This is a genomic window from uncultured Campylobacter sp., assembly GCF_937997595.1.
Classification (GTDB): Bacteria; Campylobacterota; Campylobacteria; order Campylobacterales; family Campylobacteraceae; genus Campylobacter_B.
This window is the reverse complement of sequence record NZ_CALKTS010000241.1, coordinates 1-10,922: the sequence shown is the minus strand read 5'-3', so window position 1 is coordinate 10,922 and position 10,922 is coordinate 1. Positions and strand designations below refer to the sequence as shown.

The 10,922-nt window shown below is 44.9% G+C and carries 14 protein-coding genes and 1 pseudogene; 1 reads left to right on the top strand and 14 read right to left on the bottom strand.

Features of this window, described 5'->3' with window-relative positions; translation table 11 throughout:
• The 13 genes and pseudogenes from Q0614_RS08150 to Q0614_RS08090 all read right to left on the bottom strand — a co-directional run.
• Positions 1 to 657 (bottom strand): annotated as a pseudogene (locus tag Q0614_RS08150) (hypothetical protein); the annotation flags it as partial.
• Entirely contained in the window at positions 650 to 1,048 is a 399-nt protein-coding gene (locus tag Q0614_RS08145; RefSeq protein ID WP_005869629.1) for a biopolymer transporter ExbD, read from the bottom strand. The pseudogene Q0614_RS08150 and the gene Q0614_RS08145, both read right to left, overlap by 8 nt.
• The gene (locus Q0614_RS08140) at positions 1,048 to 1,623 is read right to left on the bottom strand and encodes a MotA/TolQ/ExbB proton channel family protein (RefSeq protein WP_298787914.1); all 576 of its coding nucleotides are present in this window, start codon (positions 1,621 to 1,623) and stop codon (positions 1,048 to 1,050) included. The genes Q0614_RS08145 and Q0614_RS08140 overlap by 1 nt, the downstream gene beginning before the upstream one ends.
• Positions 1,624 to 1,625: 2 nt before the next feature.
• Positions 1,626 to 2,030 (bottom strand): ATP synthase F1 subunit epsilon, encoded by a 405-nt coding sequence (atpC, locus tag Q0614_RS08135; protein WP_298787912.1) that lies wholly within the window; start codon positions 2,028 to 2,030, stop codon positions 1,626 to 1,628.
• A 10-nt stretch (positions 2,031 to 2,040) separates the two neighbouring features.
• Positions 2,041 to 3,438 carry a F0F1 ATP synthase subunit beta gene (atpD, locus tag Q0614_RS08130; RefSeq protein WP_295151010.1) on the bottom strand — a complete coding sequence of 466 codons (1,398 nt, stop codon included), beginning with the start codon at positions 3,436 to 3,438 and terminating at the stop codon, positions 2,041 to 2,043.
• 11 nt (positions 3,439 to 3,449) lie between these two features.
• Positions 3,450 to 4,358, bottom strand: coding sequence for an ATP synthase F1 subunit gamma (gene atpG / locus Q0614_RS08125; protein ID WP_298043744.1), 909 nt, complete (start codon positions 4,356 to 4,358; stop codon positions 3,450 to 3,452).
• A gap of 12 nt (positions 4,359 to 4,370) precedes the next feature.
• Entirely contained in the window at positions 4,371 to 5,885 is a 1,515-nt protein-coding gene (atpA, locus tag Q0614_RS08120; protein WP_005869639.1) for a F0F1 ATP synthase subunit alpha, read from the bottom strand.
• 11 nt (positions 5,886 to 5,896) lie between these two features.
• Complete coding sequence (locus Q0614_RS08115) at positions 5,897 to 6,427, bottom strand: F0F1 ATP synthase subunit delta (protein WP_298787909.1); 531 nt, start codon at positions 6,425 to 6,427, stop codon at positions 5,897 to 5,899.
• A complete protein-coding gene (locus Q0614_RS08110) occupies positions 6,427 to 6,942 on the bottom strand; it encodes a F0F1 ATP synthase subunit B (protein ID WP_298787907.1) in 516 nt (171 codons plus the stop codon). The genes Q0614_RS08115 and Q0614_RS08110 overlap by 1 nt, the downstream gene beginning before the upstream one ends.
• 10 nt (positions 6,943 to 6,952) lie before the next feature.
• A complete protein-coding gene (locus Q0614_RS08105; RefSeq protein WP_297883152.1) occupies positions 6,953 to 7,375 on the bottom strand; it encodes a F0F1 ATP synthase subunit B' in 423 nt (140 codons plus the stop codon).
• A gap of 74 nt (positions 7,376 to 7,449) precedes the next feature.
• Positions 7,450 to 8,313, bottom strand: coding sequence for a ParB/RepB/Spo0J family partition protein (locus Q0614_RS08100; RefSeq protein ID WP_298787905.1), 864 nt, complete (start codon positions 8,311 to 8,313; stop codon positions 7,450 to 7,452).
• Positions 8,301 to 9,092, bottom strand: coding sequence for an AAA family ATPase (locus Q0614_RS08095; RefSeq protein ID WP_177389424.1), 792 nt, complete (start codon positions 9,090 to 9,092; stop codon positions 8,301 to 8,303). The genes Q0614_RS08100 and Q0614_RS08095 overlap by 13 nt, the downstream gene beginning before the upstream one ends.
• A complete protein-coding gene (locus Q0614_RS08090; protein ID WP_298787903.1) occupies positions 9,089 to 9,724 on the bottom strand; it encodes a biotin--[acetyl-CoA-carboxylase] ligase in 636 nt (211 codons plus the stop codon). The genes Q0614_RS08095 and Q0614_RS08090 overlap by 4 nt, the downstream gene beginning before the upstream one ends.
• A 232-nt stretch (positions 9,725 to 9,956) precedes the next feature.
• Here Q0614_RS08090 and Q0614_RS08085 point away from each other — a divergent pair, with 232 nt between their 5' ends.
• Positions 9,957 to 10,181: a hypothetical protein gene (locus tag Q0614_RS08085; protein WP_298787901.1), complete on the top strand. Its 225-nt coding sequence runs from the start codon at positions 9,957 to 9,959 to the stop codon at positions 10,179 to 10,181.
• A 42-nt stretch (positions 10,182 to 10,223) separates the two neighbouring features.
• Here the strand turns inward: Q0614_RS08085 and Q0614_RS08080 are convergent.
• The coding region (locus Q0614_RS08080) for a methionyl-tRNA formyltransferase (RefSeq protein WP_298787900.1) at positions 10,224 to 10,922 on the bottom strand (699 nt) is incomplete at its 5' end.

Below are 10,922 nucleotides of genomic sequence, written 5' to 3'. Positions count from 1 at the left end.
AGCATTTTTAGATGCCGCTTTATCCTTAGCACTAGAGGTGGCGGTTTCTTTATCGGACTTTTTGTTACTCTGAACGGCGTCGCTAGCTTTAGCACTCTCCTCAAGCTTCTTATTGTCCTTAGTCGTATCCGAAAAAAGATCGCTCAAGCTCGGTTTTTCCTCTTTTTTTGGCTCCGGCTTAGTTTCCTCTTTTTTCTCTACTACTTTTTCGGAAGGTTTATCTTCCAACTTAGGCTCAGGCTTGGGCTCCTCTTTTTTGGGCTCAGCTTTAGGCTCGTCCTTTTTAGGTTCCGGCTTCGGCTCTTCCTTCGGCTTTTCGGGCTCTTTCGGCTTCGCCTGCACCGGAGGCGGCGGAACTACTTGCGCCGTAGTCTTAATTTTATCCTCCGGCACGTCCTTAATATTCTTATTTTCAAACTCGCCCTGCTTCGTTTCTTTAGCGATTTCAGGCGCGGACGGAAGTTTATCATCTATTTCGAAATCAAAAGTAACATCCATATAATCGTTGGGATTGTCAGTATATTTTTTAAATTTTTCCTGCGGCTTTGAAATTTGATATAAAAGAACGAAAATCACCAGCAGATAGGCAAAAAGGGCGATTAAAAACGATTTAAAATTATCGTATTTAACCCCCGTAAAATTTGAATAATTAGCCATTTGTTTGAAGCGCGACTTTAGTAAAACCCGCTTGCTTTAAGCTCTTTAAGACAAACATTACATCGTCATAAACGAGTCTCTTATCGGCTTGGATATAGACAGGTTTTTCCAAGCTATACTTGCCGGTGCCTTTAAGCAGCACGAGATTATCCGGGAATTCAGCTAGGCTCATCGAGCTTTTGTCGATATAAACCTTGCGATCTTCGCCGATACGCACAAGCAAGAATTCCGCGGTATTTTCCGAAACCTGTGCTTTTGAGCCACTAGGCAGTTCGATCTTCTCATCGTAGATAATCGCCGTTTGCGCGACCATTAAAATCGCTAGCAAAACAAGCATAATATCGACGAGCGGAGTGATATTTAACTCTGGATTTTCGTCGAAATTATACATTAAATAGCTTTTCCAGTGTTTGCTTTAAATAGCAAAATATCCGCTGTACGATTTATAATGCTCATAACTTCGTATGCTTTGCGTTTTATAAGTAAGCTAAAGGTGTATGCGGGTATCGCTACAAAAATTCCACATCCTGTGGCAACCAGGGCCTCGCTGATTGCAGGAGCAATAGTATCGATACCAGAATTCCCACCGCCAAGCTTCGAAAATGTGTGAAGTATACTAACAACCGTACCAAATAGCCCGATAAATGGCGAAGTGGAAGCGACGATAGATAGCCAAGTAAGTCCGCTAGTGGAGTCGCGTTCGGCTTTACCTTTATAAATTTCGAGAGCCTCTTTTGAAATTTTTTCTGTATTTACTTTCTGAAAAATGGAGCCCGAAAGCGAAATCCTACCGCCCATAAGCAGGGATTCAAGCGCCTTTGCTTCGCGATGCTGCCATGCGCTAAGCCCTACATATCTGGAGATCAAAATCGTAAAGGTTACGATAAAATAAATGGACAACCAAGAGAGTACGAATATAGTAATAAACGTGCTTCTTGAAAAATAACTTAAAATCAGATCTAACATACTTAACTTTGCCTTGCGAATTCGTCGACTCTAGCCATGATTGCTGCGGAATTTGCCGCATCCGAGCTTATTGATGCAAGTAGATCCTTGGCTCGCTGCAAAGACTTCGCGACCGCATTTTCGCTATCGCCGCCGATAGCTACGGCTTGAGTGGCTAGGATAGTAGTTTTTTCTTCTGTAACTTCCAAAAATCCATCGTTTACCAAAACAAGCTGCTTTTTGCCGTCTTTATCTACGATCTCGACAACGCCACCTTCACTTTTATCTTTAAGCCCCGTTAGCAAGCTCGCATGCCCTGGCAAAATACCCATTTCGCCAGTAATGCCGGGGAGCTGGACGGATTTGACTTCGCCCGAAAAGACCATCCCTTCGGGCGTAACGATATCTAAAAGCAAAAATTCTTTCATCTTAAAATTCCTATGCTTTCATCTTTTCAGCTTTTGCCACTACCTCGTCGATATTTCCTACCATATAAAAGGCATTCTCCGGCAGATCGTCGTATTTGCCCTCTAAAATTCCCTTAAAGCCAGCAATAGTTTCCTCTAGCGAAATATATTTGCCCGGACTTCCGGTAAATACCTCGGCTACGAAAAACGGCTGAGATAGATAGCGCTCGATCTTTCTAGCGCGCTCGACTACGAGCTTATCCTCTTCGCTAAGCTCGTCCATACCCAAAATCGCGATAATGTCTTGCAAATCTTTGTATTTTTGAAGCACTGCCTGGACGCCGCGAGCGACCTTGTAATGCTCCTCGCCGATGATTTGTGGATCAAGCATTCTTGAGGTCGAATCAAGCGGATCGACGGCAGGATAAATTCCTTTTTCGGCGATCGCTCTGTTTAAAACGGTCGTCGCATCAAGGTGCGCGAAAACGGTCGCAGGAGCCGGGTCGGTAAGGTCGTCCGCAGGCACATAAACGGCCTGAACGGAGGTGATAGAACCCTTCTTAGTAGAAGTAATGCGCTCTTGTAATTTACCCATTTCGCTAGCAAGCGTAGGCTGATAACCGACTGCGGACGGAATTCGCCCTAAAAGCGCGGACATCTCCGAACCCGACTGCGAGAAACGGAAGATATTATCGATAAACATCAAAACGTCAAGCCCTAGCTCATCGCGGAAATATTCAGCCATCGTAAGGCCGGTTAGCGCGATGCGATTTCTCGCCCCCGGCGGCTCGTTCATCTGACCGTAGGTTAAGGCAACTTTATCCAAAACTCCGGATTCTTTCATCTCGTTATAAAGGTCGTTTCCCTCTCTCGTTCGCTCGCCGACACCCGCAAATACGGAGTAGCCGCTATGTTTGAAAGCGACGTTGTGGATTAACTCCATGATGATGACGGTCTTACCGACGCCAGCACCGCCGAATAGACCCACCTTGCCACCCTTTGCGTAAGGGGCGAGCAGATCGACTACCTTAATGCCGGTTTCAAAAATTTCGCTCTTCGTGCTTTGATTTTCAAAGCTAGGTGGATCTCTGTGGATCGACCAGCGGGTTTCAAATTTTTCATCCTCGCCTTCGTCGATCAGATCGCCCGTGACATTAAAAATTCTGCCCAAAACCTTCTCGCCCACAGGCACCGTAATAGGCGCGCCAAGAGCCGTAGCCTCAAGTCCTCGCCTCAGTCCGTCGCTCATATCCATAGCGATCGTGCGGACACGATTGTCTCCAAGGTGTGCGGCTACCTCTAGGATCAGCCTACGATGAGCGCCTTCGACGTCAAATTTAACCTCGATAGCTTCATTAATCTTCGGCAAGTAGTCCTTGAAATCGACATCGACCACAGGACCCATTACCTGAGAAATTATTCCTTTCATCCGTTTTCCTTTCATTTCATTGATTCGACGCCGCTTATGATCTCGATAAGCTCAGTCGTGATAGAGCCTTGTCTGGCTTTGTTGTATGCTAAATTTAACTGCGATACGCGTTCTTTGGCGTTATTTGTCGCATTCTCCATCGCATTCATTCTCGAGCAATGCTCCGCTGCCAAAGAGTCAATAAGCGCGTAATACATGCTGTAGCTAAGATAGCTCTGGATTAAATTTAACATCAATGTTTCTTCATCCTCAGGACTTTCAACTTCTACTTCCAATGTAGATGTTTTTAAAGCATCCTCATTAATCGCAGGCTCACCGATTGGCACCAACGTATTTACCCGCATCTCTTGGGTAATCATATTCAAATAGCCGTTGTGGACGAGTATGACCTCGTCGGTTTTGCCTTCGTTAAAATCCTTAACTGCGGCTTGGACGATTTCGTTAGCTTTCTCGGACGATGGAGATGAGCTCACGCCGATATATCGCTCCAAAAGCTCAATGCCTTGAAAATCAAAATACTCTATCCCCTTTTTGCCGACGGCGCGAAGGCGAACCTTGATCTTTTTAGCCTTAAGCTCCTCGATCAAAGCTTTGATCTTTTTGATGGTGTTGATATTAAAACCGCCGCAAAGCCCTTTATCTGCGGTAATAAACAGCAAATCAACCACCTTTACCTCTCGAGTGGTATCAAAAATTCTAAGTTTTTCGTCGTTGCCCGAATTATTGCCTACGTAATTTTTAACGCGCGCAGAAATTTCACCCAAGACCTCGTTAATCTTTACCGCATAAGCTCGCGAGCGCATCGCCGCTTCTTTTGTGTTTTTAAGCTTGACGTTGGAGACCAGCTTCATAGCTTTGGTAGTCTTCTCCGTATTTCTGACGCTCTTGATCTGTAGCTTTATATCCTTTAAATTTGCCATAATTTAGCCTTTTTAAGCGGCGAAGGTCGCTTTAAAGTCATTTAGAGCCTTGATTAAATTTTCTTCCAAATCCTTCTCGATGGTCTTTTTACTTCTAATCTCTTCAAAAATTTCAGGATATTTTGCCTCGATATACGGATAGAGCTCAGCTTCGAATTTGCCAATTGAGCTCGTAGGCACGTCGTCTAAAAATCCGCGGCTTCCTGCAAAGATGATGACCACTTGATTTTCGACCGGAAGCGGCGAATAAGGAGGTTGCTTTAAAATTTCGACCATTCTTTGTCCGCGATCCAGCTGCTTACGGCTACTCTCGTCCAAATCACTCGCAAACTGCGCAAATGCCTGAAGTTCGCGGTATTGAGCAAGATCTAGGCGCAAGGTTCCTGAGACCTTTTTGATCGCTTTAATCTGCGCGGAACCGCCGACGCGGCTAACCGAAAGACCTACGTTGATCGCAGGACGAATTCCAGAATTAAATAGACCGGATTCTAGGAAAATTTGACCGTCAGTGATAGAGATGACGTTTGTAGGGATATACGCCGAAACGTCGCCTGCTTGCGTCTCGATAATAGGAAGCGCCGTTAGGCTGCCTGCACCGAGCGCATCGCTTAGTTTGCTAGCGCGCTCAAGCAAACGGGAATGTAGATAAAATACGTCGCCAGGATACGCCTCGCGTCCTGGCGGACGGCGCAAGATAAGCGACATCTCGCGATATGCGACCGCATGCTTGCTAAGATCATCGTAGATGATAAGCGCGTGGCGGGAGTTATCTCTGAAATACTCACCCATGGTGCAGCCCGAATACGGTGCCAAATACTGAAGCGCAGCCGCCTCGCTAGCACCCGCCGCAACTACGATCGTATAGTCCATCGCACCGTATTCTTCAAGCTTTTTAACGACTTGCGCGACGGTAGATTGCTTCTGACCGATTGCTACATATATGCAGATGACGTCTTGACCCTTTTGATTGATGATGGTATCAACAGCAACGGTGGTTTTTCCCGTTTGGCGGTCGCCGATGATGAGCTCGCGCTGTCCGCGGCCGATCGGCACTAGCGCGTCAATCGCCTTAAGGCCGGTTTGAAGTGGCTCGTGAACGGATTTACGAGCCATGATACCTTTGGCCTTTTCTTCGACAAATCTAGTATCGCTGGTCTCTATCGCGCCTTTGCCATCGATCGGCTCGCCTAGGGCATTTACTACGCGACCTATTAGAGCATCACCTACCGGAACGCGCAAAAGCTTACCCAGTCTTTTAACGCTACTACCTTCGTTAATACCGCTAGTATCGCCTAAAATAACGATACCGACACTGCTCTCCTCTAAATTTAACGCGATACCACGAGCTCCGTTTTCGAATTCGACCATCTCGTTAGCCATTACGTTTTTTAAGCCGTAAACATTAGCAACACCGTCTGCGACCGAAACGACCTTGCCGGTTTCTTCGATATCAACGCTGAGATCGAAATTTTCGATTCGCTCTTTGATTATGCTGCTGATTTCGTCTGCCTTAATTTTCGCACCCACGCTTTACTCCTTTAAATTGCTTTTAAAATATATTCGCTCATTTTTTGTTTCAATCTATCAACTGAAAAACTAATCTCAAATCCAAGATCCTCGACTTCGATCTTAATACCCTCAAGCTCGCTTTTAACAGGTTGCAGAGTAATATCTGCATTAAATTTCTTTGAAATTTTAGCCTCTAGCTCTTTTATTTTCACGGCGTCTATTTCGGTAGCGGAATAAATTTTACCTAAGTATTTATTATCCAGCGCCGCAATATTCTTGCGCAGTTCCTCGACTATCTGCGGGATTAGTGCAATACGCCTATTCTTAGCTAAAAGTTTAATAAAATTTAGGATTTTTTCGCTTGGATTTTTTATAAACGACGCAATCAGTTCCACCTTGGATTCCTCTTTTAGCGTCGGGGATTTTACAATATCTTGGAATTTTGGAATTCTAAATGCACTCGCGACGCTCTCGAGCGTCTGCAAAACAGAGCCTAGTTCATCTTTTTTATAGCTCAGCATCAGGGCGTTTACATATCTTTTTGAGGTGTTATTTATCATCATCCGACCTTTTTCTCTACGATTTTGACCAGTTTGTCTTGACCGAATTTAATGTCATCCGATGCAAAAACGTCATCCAGTATCTCGCTTACGACCTCTTTTTTGATCTTGCGCGCTTCAAAGCTTTTCTGTTCGTCGAAAGATTTTTGCAAATTCGCAATCTCTTGCTCGGTCGCATTTTTTATCTTTTCGGCAGCGAACACAATCTCTTTTTTAGCGGTTTCGATTAAAGCTGCGCCTTGAACCTTAGCATCTTGCAAATCTTTTTTAGCTTGTTCCTTGCGAGCTGCAGACTCTTTTAAAATTTTTTGATTAGCCTCAAGTCTAGATGCGATGCCGTTGATTCTACCTTGATATGTTGCTTTTGCAGGACCTTTTAACAGATAAAACAAAATTCCGAAAAACAAAATGAAATTTATGCTTCGCCACAGCACGTCGTAGTCTTTGACCCCATCGTGCCCACCGCTTGCTAAAACAAGCGCGGGAATTATAAATAAAAATAGATATTTTTTCATACTGAAATCCTCATACTTTAGCCACAGCGCTACTTAGAGCATTTTTAAATTCCGGAATTTTGGCTCGCAAATCATTTTTTAGGTTGCGCTTTTGCTCATCCAAACCGCCTAAGAATTGATCAAAATCCTCCTCCATCGCGGCTTTTTTCTCGGCTATTTCTCTGGCGGCAGCCTGCTTCGCGCTATCCATCGCCTCTCGCTTTATTTTAACAGCCTGCAACTTCGCAGCATCCATGATTTTTACGATCTCTGCTTTATCGGCATCTGCATCCTGTGCATTTTTCATCGCATTTGTCTCATCTTCTTTAATAATAGCTTCTCGCTTTTCCATATGCAAAAGTAGTGGTCTATAAAGCTTGATATTTAAGAAGTAAATCAAAGCTAAAAATACGACGATGGTCGTTATCATGGCGGTCAAACTTACGTCTAGCATCGCACCTCCTCCAGGTTAGTTTTAAACAAAATGTGTATTTTACAATATGAAAAATTAAAATACACTATAAAAAATCATCCGATTTTCTTTAAAAACTCGGAAATTTGTAAAATTTCGCTAAATTCGATCGAAATTTTACGCTCTTTGATACTTATTTTACCAAATTGATCAAGCTTGGCCTTTAGCTTTAAAAGCTCGGGCTTGAAGCTTTGAAATTCCGCACCAGACTTTTTCTCTTTCGGATCGGTTTTATCTTTGAGTTTTTTTACTAAATTTTCGGTATCTCTTACGCTTAGACGCTGTCCTAAAATGGTATTTAGCGCTAAAATTTGATCCTCTTTTTCAAGTCCAACCATTATCTTGGCGTGCCCTTGCGAAATTTTATCTGCGCTTATGGCGTCTTGCACTTCGGAGCATAAATTTAAAAGTCTTAGCGTGTTGGTAATCTGCGTGCGGGACTTTTTGATGATGTCGGCTAACTCCTCTTGCGTGATCCTGTATTCGCCGATAAGCTCCTTATAGGACTTAGCAAGCTCGATAGGATTTAGATCCTCGCGCTGGATATTTTCGATGAGGGCAAGCTCTCTTAAATTTTGAGATTTTATGTCCGCGACTACGGCTTTGATTTTACTCTCGCCCAAAAGCTTTGTTGCTCTTAGGCGCCGCTCGCCGGCGATAAGGACGTAAGAATCATCTTTTTGAATAACGATGATAGGCTGAATAAGCCCGTAGCGGGCAATACTCTCGCTTAGCTGCCTAAGCGCCTCCTCATCGAAGCTTTGACGCGGTTGATATGGATTTGGCTCGATTTTATCGACATCGATTTCGATAACTAAACTATCTGCATTTCCACTTTCTAGCTCCCTATTATAGGAGCTTTCTACGTCGTCTAAAATCGCACCGAGCCCGCGACCGAGCGCTCTTTTTACCTTGCCCATTTTTGCTCCATTATGGATTTAGCGAGGTCTTGATAGGCGATGGAGCCGGCGGATTTTATATCGTATAAAACCACCGGCTTGCCAAAGCTTGGGCTTTCGGCTAGCTTAATATTGCGCGGAATGATGACTAGATCATCACTCTTGCCGATACGAAAGAGCTTATCGTCGAAATACTCGCGTAAATTCGCGACCGTTTCTTTGGCGAGGTTGTTTTGCAAACTATACATCGTAGGCAAAAATCCGCGAATTTTTAAATTTTTATTGAGCGTTTGCTTGACGACTTTTACGGTATTTAGGATCAGCGCGACGCCTTCAAGTGCATAGAATTCGCACTGAATCGGGATGATGACGCTATCGCTTGCGACCAAGGCATTTACCGTAATGCTACCGAGTGTCGGCGGCGAATCGATGATAATGAAATCATATCTGTCCTTAACCTCGGAAATTTTATTTTTTAGCATTAGTTTGAAGTCTTTCTCTTCGCTTACTTCGCGCTCGATGCCTACAAGTCCGATGTTTGACGGCACCAGATCCATAAACTCAAGTTCGGTCTTTTGGATCACTTCGGACATGCTCTTACGCCCTGTTAAGACGTGATAAATGTTAAATTCAAAGTCACTGCGGTTAAAGCCAAGCCCGGTCGTAGCGTTCGCCTGAGGATCTACGTCGATCAGTAGAACCCGCTTTTTCTTTATCGCTAGCGACGCAGCGAGATTAACCGCCGTGGTCGTCTTTCCGACGCCGCCTTTTTGATTGGCAATCGTAATTACTTCACTCATCTTAAAGCATAAACCCTTTCTTCATTTATTATGATCGATCCGTCTTCGCAAAGTTTAGCCTGCGCGAGTGAAATTTTTTCGCCGCCTAGATGAACGCTAAATTTTTGCGATTTTTGGAATTGTAACGAAAAATTTCTAAAAATTTGCTTCCACGAGATTTTATTTTCATATAGCGTAAAAAAGCCATCTATAGCGTCTTTTGCGCTGATTTTTATATCTAAAATTCCCGCATATTCGGGCGCGCCGAGTAGGTTTATGCCGATGCCGCAGACGAGGGTGTTTTTGATCTTATTCGTCATCGTCCCACCGATTTTGCGCTCATCCACATAAAAATCGTTGGGCCATTTAAGCCAAAGCTGCGAGCCGAGCGATGCTAGAAGCTCCCGCATAATCATCGCAAAATATATGCTCGCCGACTGCAGCGGCACGTCCGCGGGCAGATCCGTTTGGGCTACACAAAACGAAAAAGCAAGATCGCCGCTCGCGCTCTCCCAGTCGTTGCCGCGCGAGCCGATACCGGCGCTTTGGCGATTTGCGGCGATCGCAAAAGGCGGCGTTATCCTGCCTTCGCGCACGGCGCCCACCAAAAACTCCTGCGTGGAGGGCATTTGCTCTACAAATTCTATCTGCAAAACCCGCTCCTTGCGTAAGACGAAGGGCTCGCCTTGAAATATTGCAAACGTTTAAATTTCATGCTGCAATAGAATTTTGCGACAAGATAAAATTTAGTATGATTAAATTTTACGCTCTTGCTAAATTTTTCGGCAACGCGGATTTTCCCAGCAGCATTTCGATAAAATTTTAAAGCTTTGTCTCGCAAAAATTCTGCGGCACGATCATAGAATTTTAAATGGTGCGCGTTCGGTGCGACGTTGCAAAGTCTACAACCGCGGCGGCGAAATTTCAAGTTCCTGCGAGCGTAAAATTTTAAAGTATAGAAGCGAGGTTTTAGAATTTTATAAAGCCTTGATTTTGGAGCTTCATTTCGAAATTCCGCGCGGCAAAATTTTACTTCACGATTGCGGCGATACCCAAGGCAGAATTTCGCCGCGACGCCAAAAGCGCGGCGCAAATAAAACCCCAGCATAGCATCAAAAGCGTGGCACAAAACGCGATAATTTAAAATCCCGCCTAGCATAGCAAATCGCCGATCTTTAGCCGCTTGCCGTTTAGATACGCGCTAGCATCCACCGGCTTTTTGCCTGCCTCTTGCACCTTTATGATCTTAACCGCGCCCACGCCGCAAGAAACGCAAAAACTGGGCTTATCAACGTGCAGAATTTCGCCCGCGCGCTGAAATTTACGCCCGCGGGATTCGCGCAAAAGCTCTAGTTCTAAAATTTTTAACCCGCTAGATAGATAGATCCCGGGCCAGGGCGTCAGCGCGCGAAATTTATTATAAATTTGCTCCGCGCTTTCCTCAAAGCCAAAAAGCCCGTCAGATTTGCTTATCTTTTTGCAGTGCGTAGCCTGCACGCCCTCTTGCTTAAGCGGCGTCAAATTCGAAAAATTTCGCAGCACGCGCACTATCAGCTCGCCCGCTAGATCACCCAGCTCGTCAAACAGCTGCGCCGCCGTTTTATCCTCGCAAGGCGTATAGGCAAAATCAAGCATATCGCCCGTATCAAGCCCCGCATCCATCAGCATCGCCGTCACGCCCGTCTGCTTCTCGCCCGCTAGTAGCGCGCTTTGGATCGGACTTGCGCCGCGGTATTTAGGCAGGATCGAAGCGTGCAGGTTTATGCAAGGCGCGATGTCAAGGACGCTTTGCGGCAAAATTTTACCGTATGCGGCAACCACGATAAAATCAGGCTTTAGCTCTTTTATCTG